Annotated in this window: 22 protein-coding genes; 5 read left to right on the forward strand and 17 right to left on the reverse strand. The window is 62.2% G+C overall.

What is annotated here, in order from left to right:
• Window positions 1-4: 4 nt before the first annotated feature.
• On the forward strand, window positions 5-796 hold the full coding sequence (locus tag AC07UB_RS15640; RefSeq protein ID WP_494654538.1) for an enoyl-CoA hydratase: 792 nt from the start codon (window positions 5-7) through the stop codon (window positions 794-796).
• On the opposite strand, the gene AC07UB_RS15645 is transcribed toward AC07UB_RS15640, so the two are convergent.
• The 6 genes from AC07UB_RS15645 to AC07UB_RS15670 are packed head-to-tail and all read right to left on the reverse strand — an operon-like array spanning window position 793 to window position 8602.
• On the reverse strand, window positions 793-1683 hold the full coding sequence (locus AC07UB_RS15645) for a beta-keto acid cleavage family enzyme (RefSeq protein ID WP_492790378.1): 891 nt from the start codon (window positions 1681-1683) through the stop codon (window positions 793-795). The genes AC07UB_RS15640 and AC07UB_RS15645 overlap by 4 nt on opposite strands.
• Before the next feature lie 4 nt (window positions 1684-1687).
• Entirely contained in the window at window positions 1688-2464 is a 777-nt protein-coding gene (locus AC07UB_RS15650) for an enoyl-CoA hydratase/isomerase family protein (RefSeq protein ID WP_494654536.1), read from the reverse strand.
• Window positions 2465-2476: 12 nt separating this feature from the next.
• Window positions 2477-4453 (reverse strand): acetyl/propionyl/methylcrotonyl-CoA carboxylase subunit alpha, encoded by a 1977-nt coding sequence (locus AC07UB_RS15655; protein ID WP_492790380.1) that lies wholly within the window; start codon window positions 4451-4453, stop codon window positions 2477-2479.
• Entirely contained in the window at window positions 4450-6069 is a 1620-nt protein-coding gene (locus AC07UB_RS15660; RefSeq protein WP_492790381.1) for an acyl-CoA carboxylase subunit beta, read from the reverse strand. The genes AC07UB_RS15655 and AC07UB_RS15660 overlap by 4 nt, the downstream gene beginning before the upstream one ends.
• 15 nt (window positions 6070-6084) lie before the next feature.
• Complete coding sequence (locus tag AC07UB_RS15665) at window positions 6085-7689, reverse strand: AMP-binding protein (RefSeq protein ID WP_492790382.1); 1605 nt, start codon at window positions 7687-7689, stop codon at window positions 6085-6087.
• A 49-nt stretch (window positions 7690-7738) separates the two neighbouring features.
• A complete protein-coding gene (locus AC07UB_RS15670) occupies window positions 7739-8602 on the reverse strand; it encodes a beta-keto acid cleavage family enzyme (protein WP_492792667.1) in 864 nt (287 codons plus the stop codon).
• A gap of 219 nt (window positions 8603-8821) precedes the next feature.
• Between AC07UB_RS15670 and AC07UB_RS15675 the strand changes: the two genes are divergently transcribed.
• The 3 genes from AC07UB_RS15675 to AC07UB_RS15685 all read left to right on the forward strand — a co-directional run bounded on the left by AC07UB_RS15675 (window position 8822) and on the right by AC07UB_RS15685 (window position 11913).
• Window positions 8822-9988, forward strand: a complete 1167-nt coding sequence (locus tag AC07UB_RS15675) for an acyl-CoA dehydrogenase family protein (protein ID WP_492790383.1) — start codon at window positions 8822-8824, stop codon at window positions 9986-9988.
• 28 nt (window positions 9989-10016) lie between these two features.
• A complete protein-coding gene (locus tag AC07UB_RS15680; RefSeq protein WP_492790384.1) occupies window positions 10017-11168 on the forward strand; it encodes an acyl-CoA dehydrogenase family protein in 1152 nt (383 codons plus the stop codon).
• An 82-nt stretch (window positions 11169-11250) separates the two neighbouring features.
• Complete coding sequence (locus AC07UB_RS15685) at window positions 11251-11913, forward strand: glutathione S-transferase family protein (protein WP_492790385.1); 663 nt, start codon at window positions 11251-11253, stop codon at window positions 11911-11913.
• On the opposite strand, the gene AC07UB_RS15690 is transcribed toward AC07UB_RS15685, so the two are convergent.
• Complete coding sequence (locus AC07UB_RS15690) at window positions 11910-12725, reverse strand: helix-turn-helix domain-containing protein (protein WP_494654533.1); 816 nt, start codon at window positions 12723-12725, stop codon at window positions 11910-11912. The two genes, AC07UB_RS15685 and AC07UB_RS15690, sit on opposite strands and share 4 nt — an antisense overlap.
• A gap of 56 nt (window positions 12726-12781) precedes the next feature.
• Complete coding sequence (locus AC07UB_RS15695) at window positions 12782-14077, reverse strand: acyl-CoA dehydrogenase family protein (RefSeq protein WP_492790387.1); 1296 nt, start codon at window positions 14075-14077, stop codon at window positions 12782-12784.
• Window positions 14078-14298: 221 nt separating this feature from the next.
• Here AC07UB_RS15695 and AC07UB_RS15700 point away from each other — a divergent pair, with 221 nt between their 5' ends.
• Entirely contained in the window at window positions 14299-15078 is a 780-nt protein-coding gene (locus AC07UB_RS15700; protein WP_492790388.1) for an enoyl-CoA hydratase-related protein, read from the forward strand.
• A gap of 3 nt (window positions 15079-15081) precedes the next feature.
• Here AC07UB_RS15700 and AC07UB_RS15705 read toward each other — a convergent pair whose 3' ends face one another.
• The 9 genes from AC07UB_RS15705 to AC07UB_RS15745 all read right to left on the reverse strand — a co-directional run bounded on the left by AC07UB_RS15705 (window position 15082) and on the right by AC07UB_RS15745 (window position 25547).
• Window positions 15082-15456 (reverse strand): DUF6285 domain-containing protein, encoded by a 375-nt coding sequence (locus tag AC07UB_RS15705; RefSeq protein WP_492790389.1) that lies wholly within the window; start codon window positions 15454-15456, stop codon window positions 15082-15084.
• A 62-nt stretch (window positions 15457-15518) separates the two neighbouring features.
• Window positions 15519-16514, reverse strand: a complete 996-nt coding sequence (locus tag AC07UB_RS15710) for a phosphotransferase family protein (RefSeq protein WP_492790390.1) — start codon at window positions 16512-16514, stop codon at window positions 15519-15521.
• Window positions 16515-16609: 95 nt separating this feature from the next.
• Entirely contained in the window at window positions 16610-17809 is a 1200-nt protein-coding gene (locus tag AC07UB_RS15715; protein ID WP_492790391.1) for an ABC transporter substrate-binding protein, read from the reverse strand.
• A gap of 116 nt (window positions 17810-17925) precedes the next feature.
• Window positions 17926-19764, reverse strand: a complete 1839-nt coding sequence (locus tag AC07UB_RS15720) for an AMP-dependent synthetase/ligase (RefSeq protein WP_492790392.1) — start codon at window positions 19762-19764, stop codon at window positions 17926-17928.
• Between the two features lie 74 nt (window positions 19765-19838).
• On the reverse strand, window positions 19839-20618 hold the full coding sequence (locus tag AC07UB_RS15725) for an ABC transporter ATP-binding protein (protein WP_492790393.1): 780 nt from the start codon (window positions 20616-20618) through the stop codon (window positions 19839-19841).
• 10 nt (window positions 20619-20628) lie between these two features.
• Window positions 20629-21387, reverse strand: coding sequence for an ABC transporter ATP-binding protein (locus AC07UB_RS15730; protein WP_492790394.1), 759 nt, complete (start codon window positions 21385-21387; stop codon window positions 20629-20631).
• Window positions 21384-22535 (reverse strand): branched-chain amino acid ABC transporter permease, encoded by a 1152-nt coding sequence (locus tag AC07UB_RS15735; RefSeq protein ID WP_492790396.1) that lies wholly within the window; start codon window positions 22533-22535, stop codon window positions 21384-21386. The genes AC07UB_RS15730 and AC07UB_RS15735 overlap by 4 nt, the downstream gene beginning before the upstream one ends.
• Before the next feature lie 9 nt (window positions 22536-22544).
• Complete coding sequence (locus AC07UB_RS15740; RefSeq protein ID WP_494654528.1) at window positions 22545-23420, reverse strand: branched-chain amino acid ABC transporter permease; 876 nt, start codon at window positions 23418-23420, stop codon at window positions 22545-22547.
• A 390-nt stretch (window positions 23421-23810) separates the two neighbouring features.
• On the reverse strand, window positions 23811-25547 hold the full coding sequence (locus AC07UB_RS15745) for an ABC transporter substrate-binding protein (protein ID WP_492792668.1): 1737 nt from the start codon (window positions 25545-25547) through the stop codon (window positions 23811-23813).
• Window positions 25548-25623: the final 76 nt, after the last annotated feature.

A 25623-nucleotide genomic window follows, 5' to 3' on the forward strand; every position in this document is an offset into this window, starting at 1 on the left:
GCGTATGGCTTCGACCGACAAGGTGATCTCCCGCAAGGACGGCAACGTCGGCTATGTGATCTTCAACAATCCCGAGCGCCGCAACGCGATGTCGCTGGAGATGTGGGAAGCCTGCACCCGGCTGATGAACGAGTACGCGAAGGACGACAGCATCCGCGTGGTCGTGCTGGCCGGCGCGGGCGACAAGGCGTTCGTCGCGGGCGCGGACATTTCGAAGTTCGGTGACGAGCGGTCCTCCGAGGAAGGCGTGAAGAAGTATAATGAGGCCGTCGAGGCCGCCTATGCCAGCGTCCACGAATTTCCGAAGCCGACGATTGCGATGATCCGCGGCTTCTGCGTCGGCGGCGGCATGGGACTGGCGAGCTGCTGCGACCTGCGCATCTGCTCGGAGGACGCCAAGTTCGCGGTGCCCGCCGCCAAGCTCGGCCTCGGCTACGGCTATCCCGGCGTGAAGCGGCTGATGGATGTGGTCGGGCCGTCCTTCACCAAGGAAATCTTTTTCACGGCAAGAATTTTCGAGGCCATGGAAGCCGTCGAGATGGGCCTTGTGAACCGCATCGTCGAAAACGAGGAACTCGAGTTCTATGTGAAGAACTATGCCGCCACGATCGCGGGCAACGCGCCGCTCACCGTGGATTCGATCAAGTTCATTGTCGGCGAGGCCTGCAAGGACGAAAGCCAGCGCGACATGAAGCGCTGCGACGATGTGGTTCAGGCCTGCTTCAAGAGCGCGGACTACGAGGAAGGCCGCACAGCGTTCATGGAAAAACGCAAGCCGGTGTTCAAGGGGCGCTAAGCTTCTTTAGACGAACGCCCGCGCACTGCGTCCATCGATCGCAAGGCACTTCTGACCTCAGCAGTTGTTGCGGGCTCACCGCCCGCGTTGCGGACGCGGCGCGCGGCATCCTTCACCAGCGCTTCGTTGGTCTGCGTAGATCCCCAGTTGATGTCTTCGAGACCGACGCGGACATGGCCGCCACGCGCCACCGTGTGCGGGATCAGCGGCGTGATATCGACGCCGAGGCCGGCAATCATCCACGGCGCGCCGGGCGCCGCCTCCGCCAGCAAGTCCAGATGCGCATCGAGATACTTGTCGCGCGGCGGAAAACCCCAGGCGAACTCCTCGGAAAACATGAAGCGATAGATCGGCGTTGGCGACGGCGGCGCGATGGCCGCGAGTGCCGCGCCAAGGCGCGTGAATCCGGGCTCGTAGATCGCGTAGCTCGGATGGACGTTGTGGGCTCGCGAGATCCGCATTCCTTCCAGAATATCCGCATGCGGATTCTGATAGACGCCGCCCTGCCCCAGATCATCGAAGCGCGCGAAATGAACCGAACCGGGATCGATCACGGCCCACTCGATCAGACCGCGCCTTGCAAGCTCGGCAGTGTGACCGAAACGGTCGGTCGTCTGGCTTTGCCCCAACGCAGGACTCGGAATGGTCGGATAGACGATGACGTCCACCTTCGCGCGAATGCCTTCGATAATGCGCGCGTAGATTTCCCAGTCGTCCTTCTGATGCCCGGTCGTCACATCATAGGCATGGGCATGAATGATGGCCGCGCCGGCTTCGGCGCAGGCGATACCATCCGCGACAATCTCCTCGACGGCGACGGGAATGCCGCGCTGCTTCGCGCGGGTCCAGGGACCGTTCAGCGCGGCTTCGATCCAGACCTTGCCCATCGCGCTATTTGCCGGTCCAGACCGGTTTTCGCTTCTCCGCGAAGGCCGCCATGCCCTCTTTCGCGTCCTGCGTCATCGACAATATCGCGATCTGCGATTCGGTGTAGGCGATGCCCTGATCGAACGACATCGACGCAAGAGCGCGCATGGCGTACTTGCCGCGCCGGATCGCGGTCGGCGACTTGTCGATGATCCGTGACACCAGCCATTCGACCTTGGCGTCCAGTTCGGCGGCGGGCACGACGTGATTGAGCAAGCCCGCGTCCTTCGCTTCCGCCGCACTGAACGGCTCGCCGGTGATGCACCATTCGCGCACCAGCCGCTGCGGCGCGATCGACTGCAGCAGGCTCAGCACCTGCATCGGGAAAACGCCGACCTTCACCTCGGGCAATCCGAAAATCACGTCGTCGGACGCAATCGCCATGTCGGTCATGCACAGCAGCCCGATGCCGCCGGCCATGCAGACGCCGTTGATCCGGGCGATGGTCGGCTTGGTCGCATTCTGCGCCGTGCGCAGCATGTCGGCATAATCCAGATTGGGCTTCGCCAGATCGAACGCGAAACCTGCACCCGGCTGAAGATCCGCACCGGCACAGAACGCCTTGGTGCCGGTGCCGGTCAGCACGATCACCCGCACATCGTTGTCCTCATGGGCGCGGCGATAGCCGTCCACAATGCCCGCGAGCACCGACGCGTTCAGCGCGTTGCGCTTGTCGGGGCGATTGATGGTAATCCAGAAGGCGTGCCCACGCTTTTCGTGCAGCACCGTTGCGTCAGACATTCTATGTTCTCCTCAAGCGGCGTCCTGCGCCGCCTCGATCTCGGCAATCACGAACCCGGTCGTGACCTGATCGCCTTCCATGGCGTTCAGGCTCACCAGTCTACCCGATACCGGGGCTGCGTGAACATGCTGCATCTTCATGGCTTCCAGCACGATAATCGGCGCGCCGGCCGCGACGGCATCCCCAGCCCTGGCCAGCACCGAGACCACGCGCCCGTTCATGGAGGCGCGTAGCTTGCCGTCCGATCCCGCATCGCCGGCTTTCAGCACGGCGGCATGGGACAGGTCGCGCACATGCGAGGTAACTCCGGCAAATTTGAAAAACACGCTCGCTCCGTCGCGAACGACGTCCGCCGAGGCGAGAATGCCGTCGCAGGCGAAATGGATCGCGCCGCCATCGACCGATCTCAGCGTCAGGGCGTGTTCGCGCTCCGCGAGACCAATCCGGAACACATCGCCGCGCTCGCGCCGCACGGCCGGCTCGATGATATGGCCGTCGAGGTCGAGCCGCAGCGGAATCGGGTAGCCATGCGCCAGACCCAGACGCTGCTGCGTGTGAACCGGCCCGATGGCCGACACATGAACCAGCAGCGCCGCCACCGCCGCGTGCAGTCCGTCATCCTCCTTTGCCGCGAGCAGGTCGGCCGAATGCTCGGCGATGAATGCCGTGGTGGCCTGCCCCGCCGCGAAGGCCGGATGGTCGAGACACCGCGCGAGGAACGCCTGATTGGTGGTGACGCCGAGCGCCGTCATCTGCGCCAGACCTGCCGCCAGCTTGCGCCGCGCTTCGTCGCGTGTCGCGCCATGGCTGATGATTTTTGCAATCATCGAATCGTAGAACGGCGGAATCTCGCTGCCGGACTCCAGCGCATCCTCAACGCGCAATTCCCGCGGCGCGAGCCAGCGCAACGTGCGGCCCGACTGCGGCATGAAACCATGCGCGGCATCCTCCGCGCACAGCCGCACCTCGATGGCGTGGCCGGAGAACGTCACCTGATCCTGCGTCAGCGGCAGCGGCTCGCCACCCGCCACGCGCAACTGAAGTTCGACCAGATCGAGGCCGGTGATGGCTTCCGTCACCGGATGCTCCACCTGCAACCGCGTATTCATTTCCATGAAATAGTAGTTGCCCGCAGCATCGAGCAGGAATTCCAGCGTGCCTGCGCCTTCATACCCAATCGCCTTCACAGCTGCGACGGCGGTCGCGCCCATCCGCGCGCGCAACTCAGACGAGACCGCAGGCGATGGCGCTTCCTCGATCAGCTTCTGATGCCGCCGCTGCACCGAGCAATCGCGCTCGCCGAGATGGATCGCGTTGCCGTGACGATCACCGAACACCTGAATCTCGATATGACGTGGCTGCACGATGGCGCGTTCGAGAATGACGTTCGGATCGCCGAACGCATTTTGCGCCTCCGAGCGCGCGGCGCGCAAAAACTCGAGAAACGCCTTGTCGTCCGGCACGAGACGCATCCCGCGTCCGCCGCCGCCGGCGACCGCCTTGATCATCACCGGAAAGCCGATCCGCTTGGCGGCGGTCAGCATCGTGCCGTCGCTCTGATCCTCGCCCTGATAGCCGGGCACGCAAGGCACGCCGGCTTTTTCCATGATGTCCTTGGCGCCGGCCTTGTTGCCCATGGCGTGGATCGCCTCGGGCGACGGCCCGATGAAGATGAGGCCAACCTCACGGCAGGCTTTGGCGAACTCCGCGTTCTCCGCGAGAAAGCCGTAACCCGGATGCACCGCGTCCGCGCCGCTCGCCTTTGCCGCCTCCACGATGGCATCGATCCGCAGATATGACTGCGACGGCTGCGATTCGCCGATCCACACCGCCTGATCGGCCTCGCGCACATGGCGGGCGTTGGCGTCAGCGGTGGAATAGACCGCAACGGTCTCATAGCCGAGACGCTTTGCGGTGCGCATCACCCGCAACGCGATCTCGCCGCGATTGGCGACGAGGATTTTGCGGAACGGCGTTAGCTTGCTCATGGCCGCGCCACCGAGAACTGCACCTTTTGCGGATTGCGCTGCTCCGCCTCGCGGCAGATCGCCAGCACATTGGCCAGCACCGCGCGGGTGTCGCGCGGATCGATCACGCCGTCGTCGAGCAGCCGGCCGCTGGTGGCGAACACGTCCATCTGTTTCTCGAACACATCGATGATCTGTGACTTCATCGCCTCCAGTTTCTCGGGCTCGATCGGCTTGCCGCGCCGGGCGGCAGCGGCCTCCGCGACAATCGCCATGGTGCCGGCCGCCTGCTCGCCGCCCATCACAGCCGTCTTCGCGTTGGGCCACGAAAAGCAGAAGCGCGGATGAAAGCCGCGCCCGCACATGCCGTAATTGCCCGCGCCGAACGACGCGCCGCAGTAAATCGTAATCTGCGGCACGGTGGCGTTGGTCACCGCCTGAATCATCTTGGAGCCGTGCTTGATCATGCCGGCTTCCTCGTAAGCCTTGCCGACCATGTAGCCCGTGGTGTTGTTCAGATACAGGATCGGCGTGCGCGACTGGCAGCAGGCCTGAATAAAATGCGTCGCCTTGTTGGCGCCGTTCGGGTCCAGCGGGCCGTTGTTGGTGATGATGCCGATGGCGTGGCCGTCGATGCGGCCGTGGCCGCAGACCGTGGCGGGGCCATAGTTCGCGCCGATCTCGAGAAAATCCGAGCCGTCCAGAATCCGCGCGATCACCTGCTTCATATCGACGGGCCGCTTGTGATCCATCGGCATGATGCCGAGCAGTTCCTCGGCATCGTATAACGGCTCGCGCACCGGATCAGCGCTCTCCGGCTGCGCGCGGTCCCAGTTGAGGTCCGCCATGATCTGCCGCGCGATGCCGAGTGCCTCGCGGTCGTCTTCCGCGAGATAATCGCCGAGCCCGGAAATGCTGGTGTGCATCTCCGCGCCGCCGAGTTCTTCTTCCGTCGCGATTTCGCCGGTCGCCGCCTTGAGCAGCGGCGGCCCGGCCAGAAACGCGCGCGTTCGTCCCCGCACCATCACGATGTAGTCGGAGAGCCCTGTCTGGTATGCGCCTCCCGCCGTGGACGAGCCGTGGGTAACGGTGACCACCGGCAGTCCGGCCGCAGACAGCAGCGCGAGATTGCGGAAGGTCGTGCCGCCGCGGATGAAATCTTCGACGCGATAGCGCATGAGATTGGCGCCCGCGCTTTCCACCAGTTGCACGGACGGCAGCTTGTTCTCCAGCGCGATCTCCTGCGAGCGCAGCCGCTTGTCGAGACCCATCGGCTGCAACGATCCGGCTTCGATGCCGGAATCGCTGGCGGTCACCATGCAGCGAACACCCGAGACGAATCCGATCCCTGCAATCGTCCCACCGCCCGGAATGCTTTTCTCCGGGTCCGGCGTATCGAGGCAATAGCCCGCGAGCGCAGACAGTTCGAGAAACGGCGCACCCGCATCGAGCAGCAGCGCGATGCGCTCGCGCGGCAGCAACTGGCCGCGCTCATGAAACCTTTTCTTTGACAGTTCCGACGCCGCGCTGGTGCGCCCCACCACCGCATTGACCCGCGCGATCTGCGCCAGCATTCCGGCGCGGTTGGCCTGATAGGTCTCGCCGGTGCGGGAAATCGAATTCTCAATGACGGTCATGGATGGGTTTTGCTCTCACGCAGCCGATGTCGCATTGAAGTGCTCGACGAACTTCTGGCGCAGTTCGACCTTGCGCAGCTTGCCGGTGGCGGTCATCGGCATCTCGTCAAGAATCCGCACCAGCTTCGGGATCTGGAATCCGCCGAGCGACTTGCGGCAGTGCTCGATGATGTCGGCTTCGCCGGTCTGCGCGCCGGGCCGCAGCTTGATAAAGGCGGCCACCGCTTCGCCCCATTGCGGGTGAGGTAACCCGACAACAGCGGCATTTAGCACCGCCGGATGCGCCAGCAGCGTTTCCTCGATCTTCACCGAGGCGACGTTCTCGCCGCCGGACTTGATCATGTCCTTCTTGCGGTCGATGAACAGCACCTCGCCATGCTCGTCGATCAGCGCGAGGTCGCCGGTGTGATGCCAGCCGAATTTCCGCGCGGCGGCGGTGGCTTCAGGGTCCTTGTAATACCCCATCATCACGTTCGGCCCACGATGCACGATCTCGCCGACCTGCCCCACCGGCAGCAGGTTGCCGTCGTCGTCCATGATCGCGGTTTCGTTGACGATCATCGATTCGCCCCAGTAGTTGCCGAAGCGCGCCAACTGCCGATCCGGCTGCGACATCGTCGTCGCCGGATACATTTCGGTCTGGCCGCTCGGCTGCATGAATGTCGGGCACAGTTCTGCAACGCACCGCTCCAGCAGCGGGCGCGGCATCGGCGCCATGGTGTAGAGACAGGCCCGCAGGCTCGACAGATCGAATTCCTTGCGGCGCGGATGATCGAGGATCGCCTGATACATCGCCGGCAATCCAATAAACACCGTCAGCCGGTCGCGCTGGACCGCCTCCATGCAGGCTACCGGATCGAAGCCGCGCATGATCGCGAGCTTGCCGCCGACCGAGAGATAGGTCAGCAGCAGGACATGAGCGGCGCAGTGAAACAGCGGGAACTGCCCGGTGATGCCGTCATTGCGGCCGAGGTTCATTTCAATGGCGTTGCTCATCGCCGCCATGACCACCGCGAGATGACAGTGCATCGCGCCTTTCGGGCGCGACGTCGTGCCCGACGTGTAGATGATCATCGCCAGATCGCGGTCGTTGAATTCAACTTCCGGCTCGATATCCGATTGTCCTGCGATCAGGTCGTTGAAGCTCTCCAGCCCCTGCTCTTTGGCCTTTCCGGCAAGATCGACGGCGATCAGATCGACACCGCGTTTTTCCAGCGCCGCGCGCCGCTCCGGCTGCGCGTGCAGCATGTCGTCGATCAGCGCAAAGCGCACGCCCGCGTGGTCGAGAATGTAATCCATGTCCGAGGGGCCGAGCATGGTGTTGATCGGCACCCAGACGAGGCCCGCGCGGTGAATGCCGAACAGCGCTTTGACGAACTCCACCGAATTGTTGCAAATCGTTGAAATCTTCTCGCCGGGCTTGAGCCCCCGCGCCACGAGATAGTTGGCGAAGCGATTGGCGTCGCGCTCGATCTCGGTGAACGTCACCTGCCGCGCGCCGTCAGTCAGCGCGATGCGGTCGGGGAAGCGTTTGGCGGCGCGGCGCAGGATATCGCCGACGGCCACGCGCCCGATGCGTCCGGGGCCGGGTACGCCGCCCGTTGCTGTCAGATCGCTCATGAAGACCTCCCTGTCTTAACCCACGGCTCTTTGTCCGTTTCGGTTGTCGTTAGTTCAGCTTGAGAATTTTCCGCGCCTCGGCCGGCGACGCGATCTCGCGTCCCGCCTTGCGCGCGCAGGCCACGATGCCCTCGATCAACTGACCGTTCGAGGTCACCTTGGTGCCGTCGCCGAGATAGAACGTATCCTCGAGCCCGGTGCGCAGATGTCCGCCGAGTTCGGCGCAGCGCAGATGCAGCGGCCATATCTCCTCGCGGCCAATCGCCGTGACGCTCCAGTTGGCGTCCGGCAGTTTCAGCTTGAGCAGGATCGGCAGCAGATCGGGATCGGCGGGCATTCCCGACGCGACGCCCATGACGAAATTGTATTCGAGCGGCCCGGAGTACATTCCGTTCTGCTTGTACATCGCCACGCTACGCACGATGCCGACGTCGAAGCACTCGAATTCCGGGAGCGACTTCGCTACCTTCATGACGTCGAGATATTTCTGGATCTTGTCCGGCGCGTTGTCGAACACATGTGGCGGCCAGGCCCATGAGCCGTCGGCCTTGACCTTCAGATAGTTCAGCGAACCGGCGTTGCAGGCGGCCATTTCAGGCCTCGTCTCGCGCACGCAATCGAGCGCGCCCTGATAGTTCGGCCCACTGACGCCGGTGGTGTGATTGATGATGACGCCGGGGCAGGCCTCGCGGATCGCCTGCTGGACTTCCTTCGACAGGTTCACGTCCCATGACGGCATATGCCCCTTGTCGGGTTCCTGCTGGCGCAGGTGCATGTGCATCACCGAGGCACCGGCATTGAACGCGGCCTTCGCCTCCCGCGCCATCTCCTCCGGGGTTACCGGCACATGATGCTGCTTGGGATTGGTCAGCACGCCGTTGAGCGCGCAGGTGACGACGGCTTTATCCATGATGGCCCTCGGGTGGTCGCGAATTTGCCCGGAGGGTAAGAGGCCGGGCCCGGTAACGTCTTGTGAAAACTAGCTGGCCTTGCGACAATTCGGACGCATAATTTCAGAAGACACAATTTCAGAAGACACAATTTCAGAAGACATAATTTCAGAAGACATGGCGGCTTAACGCAAGTCTGCGCCGCGGGAACGGGCCATAAATCTCCTACATGGAGGATGAAGATGGATGCCCCCGAGCGGTTCGCCGAGACCCCGGCCAGCCCCTTTCTGACGCCCGAACACGTTGCGTTCCGCGATATGTTGCGGCGCTTCGTGGCGACCGAGATCGAGCCTTTTGCAGCGCAATGGGACGAAGCGGGAGAATTTCCCCGCGAACTCTATCTGAAAGCGGCCTCCATCGGCCTGCTTCAGCTTGGATTCCCAGAGGAATACGGCGGCGTCCCCTGCGACCGCTTCATGTCCATGATCGCCGCACAGGAACTGGCCCGTGCAGGCGCCGGCGGCGTCAGCGCCAGCCTCAAGAGCCACACCATCGGCGCACCGCCGATCGTCTATGGCGGATCAGACGAACTGAAAGCGCGCGTGCTGCCCGACATTCTGGCGGGCCGGAAAATCTCCGCGCTCGCGATCACCGAGCCCGGTGGCGGCTCCGACGTGGCCAACCTGCGCACCACTGCGCGGCGCGACGGCGGCCACTATGTGGTCAAGGGCGAGAAGACCTTCATAACCTCGGGCATGCGCGCGGATTATACCACCGTCGCGGTGCGCACCGGCGGCGAAGGCGCCGGCGGTGTCAGCCTGCTTCTTATCGAACGCGACACGCCGGGTTTCTCACGCACGCCGCTCAAGAAAATGGGCTGGTGGGCATCCGATACCGCAACACTTTACTTCGACGATTGTCGTGTACCTGCGGAAAACCTGATCGGCACCGAAAATTCCGGCTTCAAGCTGATCATGAAGAACTTCAACAGCGAACGGCTTGGCCTTGCGGCTGGTTGCACCGGCTTTGCGCGGGTCTGCGTCGAGGAAGCCATCGCCTATGCACGCGAGCGTAAAACCTTCGGCAAGCGGCTCGCCGATCATCAGGTCATCCGGCACAAGATCGTCGACATGGCGCAGCGCGTGGCCGCAACGCAGGCGATGCTGGAACTGCTGATCTGGCGGCTGGAGCAAGGCGATAATCCCGTGGCTGAAGTCTGCATGTGCAAAAACCAGGCGACGCAGACGCTGGCGTACTGCGCCTCCGAAGCGGTGCAGATTTTCGGCGGCGCTGGCTACATGCGCGGCCCCAAGGTCGAACGCATCTATCGCGAGGTGAAGGTCAACGCCATCGGCGGCGGCACCGAGGAAATCATGAAGGATCTGGCGAGCCGCCAGATGGGACTCTAGGCAATCACAAGAAGAACCGGGAAACGCAATGCAGTTCACGCAGGAGCACGACGCCATCCGCCGCACCATGCAGCAGTTCATCAAGAACGAGATCAATCCGTTCGTCGACGAATGGGAGCGCGACGCAATCTATCCGGCGCATCAGGTGTTCAAGAAGATGGGTGACCTCGGCCTGCTCGGATTGTGCAAGCCCGTGGAATATGGCGGCGCGGGTCTCGATTACAGCTACGGCATGGTGATGGCGGAAGAACTCGGCGCGATCAACGCGGGCGGCGTCGGCATGTCGATCGGCGTGCAGACCGATATGGCGACACCGGCGCTGGCGCGCTTCGGCTCCGACGAGATGAAGCGCGAATTTCTCGCGCCCTCCATCGCGGGTGACTTTGTAGCGTGTATCGGCGTGTCGGAGCCCGGCGCGGGCTCGGATGTGGCGTCGATCAAGACCACCGCGCGCTCCGACGGAGACGACTACATTATCAACGGCGGCAAGATGTGGATCACCAACGGCACACAGGCCGACTGGATGTGCCTTCTCGCCAACACCGGCGATGGTCCGGTCCACCGCAACAAGTCGCTGATCTGCCTGCCGATGAAGACCAAAGGCGTGGAGGTTCTGCGCAAGCTCGACAAGCTCGGGATGCATTGTTCGGACACGGCGGAAATCAAATTCACCGACGTGCGCGTGCCGAAGCGCAACCGCATCGGCGAGGAAGGCAAGGGCTTCACCTATCAGATGCTGCAATTCCAGGAGGAACGGCTGTGGGCGGTGGCGGCGTGCCTGAAGTCTCACGAGAAGACCATCGACGAGACTATCGATTATACCCGCGCCCGCAAGGCGTTCGGCAAGCCTCTGCTCGACAATCAGGTGATCCACTTCCGGCTCGCCGAACTGAAAACCGAGATAGAGTTGTTGCGCTCCCTGCTCTATCGCGCCTGCGAGGAATACATCAGCGGCAACGACGTGACCCCGCTGGCGACCATGGGTAAACTGAAGGCTGGCCGTCTGGGCCGGGAGATTCCCGACGCCTGCCTGCAATACTGGGGCGGCATGGGCTTCATGAATGAAACCCGCGTCAGCCGCGCTTACCGCGACCGGCGGCTGACCTCCATCGGCGGCGGCGCTGACGAGGTGATGCTGAGCGTGCTGTGCAAGTACATGGGCACGCTGCCGGAGCAGTAAGAGCTTTGGCCGGAGCAGCAAGCGGCTTGCGCCATGTCATGAGACGCGCTGTATAGTGCCGAGAAGCAAGGAACCATTCGACATGCTGACCCTTTACCACTGCGCCAGCGCGCGTTCGTTCCGGCCGCTCTGGACGCTGGAAGAACTCGGCATCCCCTATGACCTGAAGATGCTGCCCTTCCCGCCGCGATTCCTGAAGCGCGAATATCTTGAGCTCAATCCGCTGGGCACCATTCCGCTGCTAATCGACGGCGACACGCGCATGACGGAGTCGTCCGCAATCTGCCATTACCTTGTGACGAAGTACGGCCCGACCCCTCTGAACGTCACGGTCGATGAACCCGCCTACGGCGCTTATCTGAACTGGCTGTTCTTCGGCGAAGCGACACTGACATTTCCGCAGACGATCTACTTCCGCTATGCGCAGCTCGAGCCGGAAGAACGCAGAAATCCGCAGGCTGCAAGCGATTACGCGCGCTGGTTTCTGGCCCGGCTGCGGTCGCTCGAAACGGCGGTCACCGGGTCGGAGATGGTTTGCGCCGGACGCTTCACCGCGGCCGACATCTCGGTTGGATACGCATTGATGTTCGCGGTTTCCAACGGTCTGTCCGAGCAATTCACCCCGGCTGTCACCGCGTATTGGGAGCGACTCAAACAGCGCGACGGATTCCGCAAGGCGATTGCGGCGCAGGACCGCGCTGGCGCCGAGCAAGGCGTCGCGCCGCGCGTTCCGGCGGCGACCTAAGCCCGCAGTCCCGTTGCGTCGCTCGCAACATCGCGTCCGTTGATGATCTGCAAGCGGCGCGAGCCGGAAAACAACGCGCTCGGCTGCAATCCATAAATGCGGCGCAGCGAATGGCTGAAATGTGTCGAATCCGGATAGCCCGCATCGAGCGCGAAGTGCGCGAGATTCCGTTCGACGTTGACGTGATGCAGGATATTCCGCGCGCGCTTCCAGGCACGGAAAGTCTTGAAGTTCATGTTGGTCTCGTCCTTGAACAGATGCAGGAAGCGCGACAGCGACAGTCTGACGCCGCTGGCGCAATCGTCACCCGAAATGCTGCTGGACGGCTTCGCCTGAAACCGCGACACAACGGTCGATATGCGCGTATCCAGATCCCGCTGCTTCAGGCGGCGCTGGAGAAATATCTGGTCGAAATCCGCGGAGGTGAAACCGCTGGTGCCGCTCAGCGCCATCGTCGCATAGATCTCGCGAAACCGCGCAGCGAGCCGGCTCGCCGCAACCGGATCGTCGCACTGGCGGATGATCTCCGCGAGATCTTCGTCGCAGACCGATTCCGGCTCGATCAGAAGTCCAAGAATTTCGCGGGATTCCGAGGTGATCTTGTGCGGCAGATAGGCAGGAACGGCGAGGATTTCGCCGACGCGCGGCGGCTGCCCCTCGATTTCAAGACGCGCCGTGCCGTGCAGCGGCACGCAGACCGCCAGCGCGCCGAGAGCCCGCACCGACGGCGTGCCGTGCAGCCCCGCATAGAACACGCGCTCCGAACTGATCAACATGAACCGGTCGGACCGGACGGACTTGCACACGCGCATGATGTTCTCCCCGAGACTTCGATCTTGAGCGATGGTTCGCTTCTTTGTGAAGGGTCTTATCGATCTTTCCCAGCCTGCTCAGTCCGCCCCGCACCCATGTAGCCGAACAGAAACCCGGCGACCTTGCGCTTCTGGATTTCCTCGCTGCCCTCGGTGATGCGGTAGCGCCGGTGATGACGGTAGATATGCTCGAACGGCTTGTGTCGCGAATAGCCCATGCCGCCATGCACCTGCATCGCGCGGTCGGCGGCCTCGCAGCACAGCCGGTTCGCCCAGAAATTACACATCGAGACCTTGTCGGAGAGACGCTGCTCGACCTCCGCCTGCGTCATGCGGTCCATTTCCCACGCGGTCTTGCGGATCAGCAGCCGCAGCATCTCGGCTTGCGTCGCAAGCTCGACAAGCGGCCACTGGATCGCCTGGTTCTCGGCCAGCGCCTGTCCGAACGGCTTGCGCTCGCGCGCGTAGCGCACGCTTTCCTCGATGCAGTAGACGGCCGCACCCAGCGAACTCGCGGCCTGTCGAATCCGGTTTTCATGCACGAAGCATTGCGCCAGCGACAGGCCGCGGCCGGTTTCGCCGAACAGCGCGTCGTCAGGCACGAACACGTCTGTGAAACTGACGCGCGGATGATCGGTCGGCATGTTGAAGGTCCACAGATATTCCTCGACCTTCACGCCCTCGGCATCGGCCGGGACCAGAAAGCAGGTAATGCCCCTCGCGTCGCCGCTCTTGCCGGATGTGCGCGCGAACGTCGCGCAATGGGTGGCGACGTGCATTCCGGTCGTCCACATCTTCTCGCCATTGATGACCCAGCCGCTGACGCCGTCGCGCGTGGCCGGAACCGCCATGGTTTCCATGTGGGTGGCGTCCGATCCGTGATCGGGCTCGGTCAGGCCAAAGGTGATGCGGTATTTGCCGGTGATCGCGCCTTCGATCATCGCTTTCTGGTCGTCGCGGCCATAGCGGTCCAGCATGGTGACGAGCGGAAAATTCCCGACGATGGAGTGTTCGTTCTGAAGATCGTTATGCAGCCCGAGACCCTTGGCGGCGAAATGCTCGCGGATCACGGCCATCCACAGGTTGGAGCCGTCCTTGCCGCCGTAGCGTGACGGAATCGCAAAGCGCAGATGCCCCGCTTCATCGGCGAGGTTTTTCGCCTGACGCAGCAGGTCTTCCCATTCACGACGCGGCAGACCGTCGCGGTCGAAATCCGTTCGCGCCCATTCGCGCCGGTGATCGAAGAAGCGTTTGTTGTCGTCACGCGCCTCAAGCGGCTTGATCTGGCGATCGATGAAGCGATCAAGCTCCGCGAGGTAAGCAACCAGATCGTCAGGCAGTGAGAAATCCAACGCAGCGCTCCTGGCGGTCCATCCCGGGCTTCGTTTTTTCTCGACGTTCTTTGACGCCTTCCTGACGTCGCGGCACTCGGAGGAGCCCGCGACGGGAGGCCGAATTAAGATAAGGCCCGGGTCGTTAGTCAAGCGCTTAATTAATTTGTGAAGCGCGTTGTTTGCTGGCTAACTGGGCGCACAAAAACACGCATGTGTTGCAACGCAGCGTAAGGGAACGCATGGCTTACGAATTCGCAAAGGTCGACCGCAAAGGTCCGCTCACCATCGTCACGCTCAACCGCCCGGAGGTGATGAACGCGGTGCATTCGCCGATGCACTTCGAGATGCATCGTATCTTCGACGAATTCAGCAAAGATCCGGATCAATGGATCGCCATTGTCACCGGCGCTGGCGACAGGGCGTTTTCCGCGGGCAACGACCTGAAATGGCAGGCCCAGGGCGGCCAGCGCGGCTGGGACAAGAGCGGCTTTGCCGGGCTGACCCATCGTTTCGATTGCGACAAGCCGATCATCGCCGCCGTCAACGGCGTGGCGATGGGCGGCGGATTCGAGATCGCGCTGGCCTGCGACCTGATCATCGCGTCAGAGAACGCAACCTTCGCCCTGCCCGAACCGCGTGTCGGCCTCGCCGCGCTCGCCGGAGGGTTGCACCGCCTGCCCCGCCTGATCGGCCTGAAGCGCGCCATGGGCATGATCCTGACCGGACGCCACGTCCCCGCGCGCGAAGGACTTGAACTCGGCTTCGTCAATGAAGTCGTTCCCAAGGGCGAAGCGCTGGCCGGCGCGGAGCGCTGGGCCAATCTCATTTTGCAGAACGGCCCTATGTCGATCCGCGCCTCGAAGCAGACCATGCATCGCGGCCTCGGCGTGTCGCTGGAACAGGCCCTCGGCGAGCAGTTCGACTATCCCGCCGTCAAGGCGCTGGCCGCGTCGGAGGATTATGTCGAAGGCCCCAAGGCGTTCGCGGAGAAGCGCCCACCGCAATGGAAGGGCAAGTAGCCCTTACTGCTCGTCGCGCTCGCGCCGGTAAGACGCATAGTTCGGCTGGTCGACGGCAAGCTTGTCCATGGTGGTCTGCCAGACATGCTCGGCAAGGCCCGGCGTTTCAAGATCAAGTTCGCCGCTCTGGATACGCGATGACAGCAACCGGTTGAGGTCTTCGAGCCCCCCTTCCCGGCCGAGCAGCTTCGACAGACGCTCCGCCTCACCGGCGTCGCTATAGGCCGCGCGCGTCATCTGCCGCGCCACGAGATCCAGCGCATTCAGCGCGACCCGCAGCTTGAACGCGCCATGCCCGGACATTTGCGGCGCGACGTCGGCACGGAGAAATTCCGCCACCGCGTTGATGAGCTCGACCGGCGTGGGATGATCCTGCATGTGACCCTCAACTTATCCTTGGCGCATGACGTTGTCCGAAACCGCTGCACGCTTTTCTTGCGTCATGCGCCGCGACGCGGCGCCAGCAGCCGCAACAGATCGATCTCGGTTTCGGATGCACGGCGGCCGATCATCGCGCGCTCCATGGAATGATCCGGGCCCGCGCGAAACCGCTGCATCATGCCGCAACACATCACGCCCCAGCGCAGGGTGCCGAGAACTTCCCAGAACATCACGCGCGGCACATCCACGACCCGGCCCGACGCCGCTTCGTAGGCTGCGAAAAATTCCTCGCGGCTGCCGAGGCCGCCGACAGGCTTGTCGATTTCGCCGAAGCGCCATGAATTGACGCAGATCCAGCCGAGATCTTCCATCGGATCGCCGACATGCGCCAGTTCCCAGTCGAGCACCGCGCGCAGCCCGTCCGGGCCAACAATGAGATTGCCATGGCGGAAATCACCGTGGACCAGCGTCACCACCGGCGACTGCACAGGCGCGTTGTCGCGCAGCCAGCGCAACGCCAGATCGAACACCGGCCGCGGCCAATCAAATGATTTGTATTCAGCGGCAAGGTCGCCGATTTCGCCGGCGACCGTCATCAGCCGCAGTTGAGGCAGACGCGCCTTATCCAGCGCGTGAATGCCCGCGACCGCCTTGCCGAGTTGTGACGTCAGCACCGCGCGCGCCTGCGTAAATTGCGCGTCGCGCAGGATCTTGCGCGGGATCGTCTCGCCTTCGACCCGGTCCATGATGAAGCCACTGCCAAGACCGTCCTGCGGGCTCAACACATGACGCACACGCGGCGACGGAATTCCGGCCTCATAGGCCTGCTGCATCAGAACGGCTTCGGCCTTGAGCCCGGCAGCACGCGTGGGAGCGGCGCCATATCCCGCAGGCGCGCGGCGAAGAATGACCGCGATGTTTCCTGACGGATGCAAGACATCAAATGCCCAGGTCTCCTGGCTCGCGCCGCCGGAAAGCTGAGTCAGACCGCCGACCCCCGTGGCTCCGGGGAACCAGTTTGCGATGCCGGCTTTGACCGGGCTTTCAATTGTCATTGTGAGGCAAGGTATCGTTTCGGAGTTTGGACCGCAAAGAAAAACGCGGGCGCAGGACCAGTCATTGACCGGCCCGCGCCCGCGTTCCGTAAGCGCTAGAACATCAGGCCGTCCTTGACCAGAACCCAGCGGCCGTTCTTGACCTGCTGAACCTGCGTCACCGTGCTGGCGAGATGGTTTGTCTTCGAGAACTTGGTCGGCGGCGAATTGAAGATATCCTGGAATACGTCGCCGGATTCCATCGCATCGAGCACCTTCTGGCCGGTCAGATCCTTGCCCGCCTTGTTCACATAGTGGGCGAAGGTCATCATGGCGTTGTAGCCGATGATGGCCTGCGTGTTGGCGTCAGCGCCAAACGCCTTCTTGTAGTTGTCCAGCCAGTCCTTGGCCTTCCCCTTCGCCGTGTCCGGATAGGGAATCTCGAAACCGGCGGCGGCATACAGACCCTCGACAGCCTCTTTGCCGAGCGCCGGAACTTCGAGGACGTTGGTCGGTGTTGCGCCGAGGAACGTCACATCCCAGCCGAGCTTCTTGGCTTCACCCATCGCGCCGATGGTTTCGCGGATCACCGTGCCAAGGACGACGAGATCGCAACCGTCCGATTTCATCTTCGCAACCTGCGCGCTGAAATCGGACGCGCCACGCTTGTAGCTGGTGATCGAAGCCGGTGTCAGCTTCATCGCGGTGACTTGCTGGTTGAAGCCATCAAGAACGCTTTTTCCGAATTCGTCATCCTGATGCATGATGCAGGGCTTGGCGAATTTCTTCCATTCGATCATGTGCTTGAGCGCGGCACGTGTACTTTCAACATAAGGAAGAATGTTGTTGAACTTCAATCTTTCCTGCGGCTTTGCCGGATCGAACTTGAAGGTGAACTCCGCGGCCGTCAGCGGGAAGAGTTGCAGCACGCCGGCATCGAACAGGATGTCCTGGGCCGCGAGCACGGTGGGCGAACCCATCGGTCCGACCATGGCAAAGATCTTGTCCTTCTCGATCAGCTTCTGCGAGGCCAGTACCGCGCGCTTCGGATCGTAGCCGGAGTCTTCCACGATCAGCTTGATCTTGCGGCCGTTGATGCCGCCGGCGGCATTGATCTCGTCAGCCGCCATTTTCAGGCCGTTGGCCACCGGCACGCCCCAGCCCTTGATCGGGCCGGACAAATCCTGGTGCGACCCGACGACAATTTCGGTCGGCGAAATGCCTTCGTTGGTCACCTTGGTCTGTGCGAAGGCCGGCGACTGGGTCAGCGCGAGCGCCCCCACCGCAAGGCCCAGCGCCTTGAACGATTTCGACATAACGGTCTCCTTCCTGTTGGCCCATATTCAGCGAAGGCCGGGCCTTGCTACCTTCGCCGCTGAGCGGCCCTTTCAGGCCGCGGAATGCGCTTCTTGTGACGCAATATGTCGCGAGCTTACGCCACGGCGCTCGCCCGGTACATTGCATCGATCTCGGCTGCGTAGGACTTGTTCACGAAACTGCGCTTCAGCTTCATGGTCGGGGTCAGTTCCTCATCCTCCGGCGTCAGTTGCCGTTCGATCAGGTGGAACTTCTTGATGGTTTCCACGCGGGCTAAATTCGCGTTCACGGTCTCGATCTCGCGCTGGATCAGGTCCTGAACTTCCGGCGCGCGGCAGAGGCTCGCGTAGTTCGTGAACGGAATGTCGTAATCCTGCGCGAATTTCTCGACGTTCTCGTGATCGATCATCACCAGACACGTCAGAAACGGCCGCTTGTCGCCGATCACCACCGCATCCGAAATATAGGGCGAGAACTTGAGCTGGTTCTCGATTTCGGAAGGCGTGATGTTCTTGCCGCCCGACGTGATGATGATGTCCTTCATCCGGTCGGTGATCTTGACGAAACCTTCGTTGTCGATGGTGCCGACGTCGCCGGTATGCAGCCAGCCCTTCGCGTCGATGGTCTCGGCGGTTTTCTCGGGCTGGTTCAGATAGCCCATGAACAGGAAGTCGCCCTTGATGAGGATCTCGCCCTGCGGACAGATCATCACCTCGCCCCAGGGCGCGGCCTTTCCGACCGAGCCGAGCTTGATGCGCTCGTTGGGCATCAGCGTCGCCACGCCGCAATTCTCGGTCTGGCCGTAGACCTCGCGCATATCGAGACCGAGCGCGAGATACCAGCGGATCAGGTCGGGCGAGATTGGTGCTGCGCCGGTGAACGCGATGCGCACGCGGTCCAGCCCCAGCATCCGCCGGATGTTGCGGAACACCAGCCAGTAGGCGGCCTTGCCCGCGAGCCGCAGCGATAACGGCGCTATCTCTCCCTCCAGCCTGTAGTCCGTGAGCCGCTGCCCGACGCCGATGGCGCGGCGATACATCCATTGCTGGAGCGGCGTTGCATCCTTCAAGGCCAGCGTAATGGCTGAATAGAATTTCTCCCAGATTCGCGGCACCGCCAGGAATGCGGTCGGCTGCACCTCGCGCAGATTGTCCGGCACGGTTTCCGGGCTTTCGGCGAAGTTCATCACCGAGCCGACGGCGATCGAGAGATAGTAGCCGCCGATCCGCTCCGCGACGTGGCACAGCGGCAGGAACACCAACCGCTCTTCATGATCGGTCGGCACCAGCAGATAGTCCGCGTAGCGCATCTGGTGGGTGACGCTGCGGTTGGAATGCATCGCGCCCTTCGGTGGTCCCGTCGTGCCCGACGTGTAGACCAGAATGGCGAGATCGTTTGCGCCCCGGCTTTCGATCATCTCGTTCCACAGAGCGTCCCGCCCCTGCATGTGATTGCGGCCGAGCGCCATGAATTCATCGAGCGACATCACCATCGGATCGCTGAAGCCGCTCAGGCCCTCCATGTCGAACACGACGATCTTCTCGACGGTCGGGCATTTCGCGCGGCAGGACAGAACCTTGTCGAGCTGCTCGTCATCCTCGGCGAAGATCACCTTGGTCCGGGAGTCGTTGACCAGATATTCAACCTGGCTCGGGGAGTCGGTCGGATAGATACCCGACGACACGCCGCCCGCGCACAGCACGCCCATATCGGCGTAGACCCATTCCGGCGTCGCATTCGAGACGATCGAGGCGACGTCGCCGGGCTTGAACCCGATTGCGTCGAGCGCGTAGGCGATTTCCTTCGCCTTCTGCAACCACTCGCGCCAGCTGGTCGATTGCCAGACGCCGAGATATTTTTCACGGATCGCGGGCTTGTCGCCGCGGGTTTCGACCGCCAGCAGAAAGCTCTTCGCGATCGTATCCGCGACGGTGATCACTGCGGGTCTCGCCATGGCTTGATCCTTGTGCTCTCGTTACCTCGTGCGTGTTGCGCTTTCGCCGGCTTACCGCCGGTCTTGCCGCAATCTTATCTCCAGGTTTTCTTCTTCTTCCAGCGCCGCTCGCCTCGTGCGCCGTCTTCCTTGGCGCCAAGGTAGAATTCCTGAATGTCCTGTGACATCATCAGCCGCTCGCAGGTGTCGTTCATCACCACGCGCCCGATCTCCAGCACGTAGCCATAATGCGCGGTTTCCAGCGCCACCTTGGCGTTCTGCTCCACCAGCAGGATCGACATGCCCTGCTCCGCGTTGACGCGCTTGATGATCGTGAAAATCTCCTTCACCAGGATCGGCGACAGCCCTAGCGAGGGCTCGTCGAGCAGCAGCAGAACGGGCCGGTTCATCAGCGCGCGGCCGATGGCCAGCATCTGCTGCTCGCCGCCGGACAGTTGACCGGCGGGCTGATCGACGCGCTCGCGCAGCCTCGGGAAATACCCGTACACCCGCTCCAGATCGGCAGCGACCCCGTCGCGATCCTTGCGCGGATACGCGCCCATCATCAGGTTCTCGCGCACGCTGAGAAACGGAAACACCTCGCGGCCCTCGGGCACGTGGCTGAGGCCGAGGCGCACGATCTTGTCCGCCTCCATGCGCTGGATCGCCTGCCCCTTGAATTCGATGGAGCCTTTTTGCGGATCGAGAATGCCGGAGATGGTCTTGAGCACCGTGGTCTTGCCGGCGCCGTTGGCGCCGAGCAATGTGACGATCTTGCCGCGCGGCACCTCCAGGCTGATGCCACGAATGGCCATGATCGGCCCATAGTAGCTTTCGATGTTGCTGAGCTTGAGAATGATGTCGGGATTGCTCATGACATCGTCCTCATGCGCCGAGATAGGCTGCAACGACGTCGGGATGCGCCTGAACCTCGGCCGGCGCGCCCATCGCCAGCACACGGCCGTAGTTCAGCGCGATCACACGGTCCGACACCCGGTTGACCAGCGTCATGTCGTGCTCGACCATCAGCACGGTGATGCCAAGCTCGGTCTTCATGTCGCGGATCCAGAACGACATGTCGTCGGTCTCCTCCACATTCAGGCCCGACGACGGCTCGTCGAGCAGGATCAGCTTCGGCTCGGTGCATAGCGCGCGGGCAAGTTCGATCACCTTGCGCACGCCATAAGGCAATCCGGAGATGAGCTTGTCCCGATGGGCGGCAAGGTCAAGGAAATCGATGACCTGCTCGACGCGGCGGCGATGCGCTTTTTCGTCGCGGCGCACATTGGGCAGGAACAGCAGCTCCTGCCACAGGCTGGTGGTGCAGTGGCGGTGCCGTCCGACCAGGAGGTTACTCAGGACCGTAGCATTCTCGAACAATTCGATGTTCTGGAACGTCCGCGCGATGCCCAGCTTCGCGATGCCGTAAGCAGGCTCATTGGTGATGTCCTGATCCTCGAAGTAAAGCCGTCCCGAGGTCGGGTCGTAAAGGCGCGAGATCAGGTTGAAGATCGAGCTTTTGCCTGCGCCGTTGGGCCCGATGATGGAAAGGATTTCGCCCTTCTCCACCGCGAAGCTGACGGAATCCACCGCCTTCAGTCCGCCGAAGTGGAGCGAGAGATTCTCGGCGCGGAGACAGCTCATCGGTTCCGCTCCGATTTGACGTAGATCTTCTGCCGCTTGAAGGTCGCGCGCTTGTAGAGCGGGAACAACTGGAAGAAGAGCTTGATCTTCAGCCAGCGGCCGTAAATGCCGTAAGGCTCGAACAGGATAAAGAGCATGATGATCAGGCCGTAGATCGCGCCTTTCAGGCCGTTCGCGGACGCAATCGCCGCGACGTTCCTCTGGATGCTGGCCGCCTGCTCCGCGCCCGCGCCGAACATCGCCGAAAGACCGGCGATCATCCCCGGGATGTCGTCCTTCAGGAAGGTCAGGAACGGATCGACCATCACAATGAAGATCGCGCCCAGCACCGCGCCATGCAGGCTGAGCACACCGCCGATAATGATCACCATTATGAATTCGATGGACAGCTGGAGCGTGAACATCTCCGGGCTGATGAAGGACATCTTGTGGGCAAAGAGACAGCCCGCGAGGCCCGTGATCGCAGCACTCAGCGCGAACGACTTCACCTTGTAGAGCGAGATGTTGATGCCCATGCTCTTCGCGGCGGTCTCGCTGTCACGGATAGCGACGAACGCGCGGCCGGTCGGCGAGCGCATCAGGTTGAGTGTCCCGACAATGACCAGGATCAAAAGGCCGAGGCACATGTAATAGAAGGTCGGACTGTCGCGCGTGATGCTGCCGCCGAACATCTGGATCGCGCGGACACGCATCCCGTCATTGCCGTGGGTCACGCTTTCCCAGCGCGCCAGAATCTCTTCCACTATCAGCGCAAACGAGATCGTGGCGATGACAAGATAGATACCCTGCAGCCGCAGCGCCGGAAATCCGACCATCGCGCCGACAATACCGGCCAGAACCCCAGCCGCCAGAAAATAGACGATGAACGGAACGCCCATCTGCTGAAGGTAGGCGGCGGTGTAGGCCCCGATGGCAAGAAACGCCGCGTGTCCCAGCGAGGCCTGTCCGGTGAATCCGGTCAGGATCATCAGACCCACGCCGACGGTGGCGTAGATGCAGACGAAGACAAGCTGGCTGACAAGATAACTGCTGAGGACGAACGGCGCCGCCAGCAGCAGCACCAGCAGCGCGCCGTAAGACCAGATGTACCCGCTGTGCGGGACGAGCCGGATGTCGTCGTCATAGTCAGTCTTGAAAAGAAACCGCATCTGCGCCCCTCAGACTTTCTTCCGGGTGTGAAGCCCGAAGATGCCTTCCGGCTTCAACAGCAGAACTGCGAGCAGCACGATGTATGGGGCGACATCCTTCCATCCCTGCGGCAGATAAAATCCCGCCATGCTTTCGATCACGCCGACCAGCACGCCGCCGACCACCGCGCCCGGGATCGACCCGAAGCCGCCAAGCACGGCGGCCGGGAACGCTTTCAGTCCCAACACCAGCCCGACGTTGGAGTGAACGAACGTAATGGGCGCGAGCAGCACGCCGGCGCAGGTCGCGACCGCGGCGCTGATCGCCCAGACAATCGACACCACGCGCTTGACGGGGATGCCCATATAGTAAGCCGCAAGCATGTTCTCGGAACTGGCGCGCATCGCGGTGCCGAGCGTCGTCTTGTTGAAAAAGAGATACAGCACGCCGCACAGGATGACCGTCGCGGCGATCACCGACAGTTTGTCATAGGCCAGCACGAGACTGCCAAGCCGCAGCACGCCTTGGCTGAACGGCGTCTCGATCTTGAGATCGTCGGTGCCCCAGACCATGCCCGCGACGGAACGCAGGAAGAAGCCGAGCCCGATGGTCGCCATGATGATGGAGAATTGCGGATAGCCGAGGATCGGCCGCACCACGAGGCGTTCGGCCAACATGCCGAACAGCGCCATCGCGCCGACGGCCGCGATGAAGCCAAGCCAGTAGTTGAAACCGAGCAGACTGATGAAGGTGAAGGCGAAGAATCCGCCCAGCATCATCAGATCGCCTTGCGCGAAATTGACGACTTCGGTGGCCTTGTAAACAAGGACGAATCCAAGAGCGATCAGGCCATAAACACAGCCGAGCGCAACGCCGCTCACCAACTGCTGAACGAAGTCCAGCATCCCCGGTATCCCTCCCCCACGTGCCGCGATTCTGTCGATCGCCTAGGTCACGTTGCGATCCTAACGATCGCTTTGGTCAGTTCTTGTGTCGATTAGCTATGCGTTTTTGCGTGCGCACTTCTGGCAATCAGAGCCAAACAGCGATGGCGTGTCAACAATCCTCGCGCTCGCCTGCCGTTCAGGGCACCGGGTGCGCCGCAACGAGATTTGCGTTTGGCAGTTCTTTTCAGGAACGGCAGTCACGATTGCTTGGGGTGCGATGTCTTGCCGCGCAAGCGCTCGCGCACGAGGCATCGCAAAGGAAAAAGGCCGGGATCGCTCCCGGCCTTCAAGTTGTGCGCAAGTCTCGTTTGCAAGGCTTAGGCGCACAGGGAGGTTCTTTGTAAGTCCTTACTTGGCTTCGGCGCGCTTCGGCGGCGAGGCCGGCCACGACTTGATCAGCGTGTCGTAGTCGATGGTCTCACCCTTCGGCTTCTCATTCGCCAGCTTGCGCTGCGGCGCGATGTTGCCGTCCTTTTCCGACTTGGCGAACCAGAACTCAGCGGTTTCTTTCTTGTTGAGCTTCGGTCCGCAGGCGCCCTGCACGCCCGACTTTTCGAGGCGTTCAAGCACCGAGTCCTGAGCCGCAGCCAGCGAGTCCATCGCAGCCTGAGCGGTCTTCGTACCGGACGACGCATCGCCGATATTCTGCCACCACAACTGGGCGAGCTTCGGATAATCCGGGATGTTGTTTCCGGTCGGAGACCACTGCACGCGCGCGGGCGAGCGGTAGAATTCGATCAGACCGCCGAGCTTCGGCGCGCGTTCGGTGAACGACTTGTCCCAGATGTCGGATTCACGGATGAAGGTGAGACCGACGTGACTCTTCTTCAGCGACACCGTCTTGGAGGTGATGAACTGGAGATAGAGCCAGGCAGCCTTGCGGCGATCCGGCGGCGTCGACTTGAGCAGCGTGCCCGAACCCACGTCCTGATAGCCGAGCTTCATGCCCTCTTTCCAGTACGAGCCGTGCGGAGACGGCGCCATACGCCACTTCGGCGTGCCGTCGGCGTTCACCACCGGACCCGGCTTCACCATGTCGGCGGTGAAGGCTGTGTACCAGAACATCTGCTGGGCGATATTGCCCTGCGCCGGCACCGGACCCGATTCAGAGAAGGTCATGCCCTGCGCTTGCGGCGGAGCATACTTCTTCATCCAGTCGAGATACTTGACGATCGAGTAGACCGCCGCCGGACCGTTGGTATCGCCGCCACGCTCGACAGACGAGCCGACCGGACGACAGCCTTCCATGCGGATGCCCCATTCATCGACGGGCAGACCGTTCGGAAGACCCTTGTCGCCGTTGCCGGCCATCGACAGCCAGGCGTCGGTGAACCGCCATCCCAGCGACGGGTCCTTCTTGCCGTAGTCCATGTGGCCATAGACCTTGACGCCGTTGATTTCCTTGATGTCGTTGGTGAAGAACTCCGCGATGTCTTCATACGCCGACCAGTTCACCGGCACGCCGAGCTCGTAGCCATACTTGGCCTTGAACTTTGCCTTGAAGTCCGGATTGGTGAACCAGTCGTACCGGAACCAGTAAAGGTTCGCGAACTGCTGATCCGGAAGCTGATAGAGCTTCTTGTCCGGCGCGGTGGTGAACGACGTTCCGATGAAGTCGTCGATGTCGAGCATCGGGTTGGTGACGTCCTTGCCCTCGCCCGTCATGTAGTCAGACAGCGCGATGGCCTGACCGTAGCGGAAATGCGTTCCGATCAGATCCGAGTCGTTGATCCAGCCGTCATAGACGTTCTTGCCGGACTGCATCTGGGTCTGGATCTTCTCGACCACGTCGCCTTCCTGAATCACGTCATGCTTGAGCTTGATGCCTGTGATCTCGCTGAAGGCCTTTGCGAGCGTGTTGGCTTCGTATTCGTGGGTCGCGATGGTTTCGGAGACGATGTTGATCTCCATGCCCTTGAAGGGTTCAGCGGCCTTTGCGAACCATTGCAGTTCTTTCATCTGATCCGCCTTCGATAACGTCGATGGCTGGAATTCGCTGTCGATCCACTTCTGATTGACCGCATCATCGGCGCGCGCCGGCATGATCGCAGCCGACGCTGCTATCAAGGCCACCGCGCTTGCCATCGACAGAAGACGGCTCTTCCCGGTTAGATGTCGCATTTGGTTTCCTCCGTTGAAACACAACTTCAGCTCCGGGTTG

It is taken from the genome of Afipia sp. GW821-FHT04G03 (assembly GCF_059419985.1).

Excerpts from the sequence above, each read along its gene's own strand:
- AC07UB_RS15645 (WP_492790378.1), bottom strand. The coding sequence starts at position 1,683 with ATGGGCAAGGTCTGGATCGAAGCCGCGCTGAACGGTCCCTGGACCCGC.
- AC07UB_RS15740 (WP_494654528.1), bottom strand. The coding sequence starts at position 23,420 with ATGCTGGACTTCGTTCAGCAGTTGGTGAGCGGCGTTGCGCTCGGCTGT.
- AC07UB_RS15720 (WP_492790392.1), bottom strand. The coding sequence starts at position 19,764 with ATGGCGAGACCCGCAGTGATCACCGTCGCGGATACGATCGCGAAGAGC.
- AC07UB_RS15655 (WP_492790380.1), bottom strand. The coding sequence starts at position 4,453 with ATGAGCAAGCTAACGCCGTTCCGCAAAATCCTCGTCGCCAATCGCGGC.
- AC07UB_RS15705 (WP_492790389.1), bottom strand. The coding sequence starts at position 15,456 with ATGCAGGATCATCCCACGCCGGTCGAGCTCATCAACGCGGTGGCGGAA.
- AC07UB_RS15745 (WP_492792668.1), bottom strand. The coding sequence starts at position 25,547 with ATGGCAAGCGCGGTGGCCTTGATAGCAGCGTCGGCTGCGATCATGCCG.
- AC07UB_RS15710 (WP_492790390.1), bottom strand. The coding sequence starts at position 16,514 with ATGACAATTGAAAGCCCGGTCAAAGCCGGCATCGCAAACTGGTTCCCC.
- AC07UB_RS15685 (WP_492790385.1), top strand. The coding sequence starts at position 11,251 with ATGCTGACCCTTTACCACTGCGCCAGCGCGCGTTCGTTCCGGCCGCTC.
- AC07UB_RS15665 (WP_492790382.1), bottom strand. The coding sequence starts at position 7,689 with ATGAGCGATCTGACAGCAACGGGCGGCGTACCCGGCCCCGGACGCATC.
- AC07UB_RS15700 (WP_492790388.1), top strand. The coding sequence starts at position 14,299 with ATGGCTTACGAATTCGCAAAGGTCGACCGCAAAGGTCCGCTCACCATC.
- AC07UB_RS15675 (WP_492790383.1), top strand. The coding sequence starts at position 8,822 with ATGGATGCCCCCGAGCGGTTCGCCGAGACCCCGGCCAGCCCCTTTCTG.
- AC07UB_RS15680 (WP_492790384.1), top strand. The coding sequence starts at position 10,017 with ATGCAGTTCACGCAGGAGCACGACGCCATCCGCCGCACCATGCAGCAG.
- AC07UB_RS15640 (WP_494654538.1), top strand. The coding sequence starts at position 5 with ATGGCTTCGACCGACAAGGTGATCTCCCGCAAGGACGGCAACGTCGGC.
- AC07UB_RS15730 (WP_492790394.1), bottom strand. The coding sequence starts at position 21,387 with ATGAGCTGTCTCCGCGCCGAGAATCTCTCGCTCCACTTCGGCGGACTG.
- AC07UB_RS15690 (WP_494654533.1), bottom strand. The coding sequence starts at position 12,725 with ATGCGCGTGTGCAAGTCCGTCCGGTCCGACCGGTTCATGTTGATCAGT.
- AC07UB_RS15735 (WP_492790396.1), bottom strand. The coding sequence starts at position 22,535 with ATGCGGTTTCTTTTCAAGACTGACTATGACGACGACATCCGGCTCGTC.
- AC07UB_RS15660 (WP_492790381.1), bottom strand. The coding sequence starts at position 6,069 with ATGACCGTCATTGAGAATTCGATTTCCCGCACCGGCGAGACCTATCAG.
- AC07UB_RS15715 (WP_492790391.1), bottom strand. The coding sequence starts at position 17,809 with ATGTCGAAATCGTTCAAGGCGCTGGGCCTTGCGGTGGGGGCGCTCGCG.
- AC07UB_RS15650 (WP_494654536.1), bottom strand. The coding sequence starts at position 2,464 with ATGTCTGACGCAACGGTGCTGCACGAAAAGCGTGGGCACGCCTTCTGG.
- AC07UB_RS15725 (WP_492790393.1), bottom strand. The coding sequence starts at position 20,618 with ATGAGCAATCCCGACATCATTCTCAAGCTCAGCAACATCGAAAGCTAC.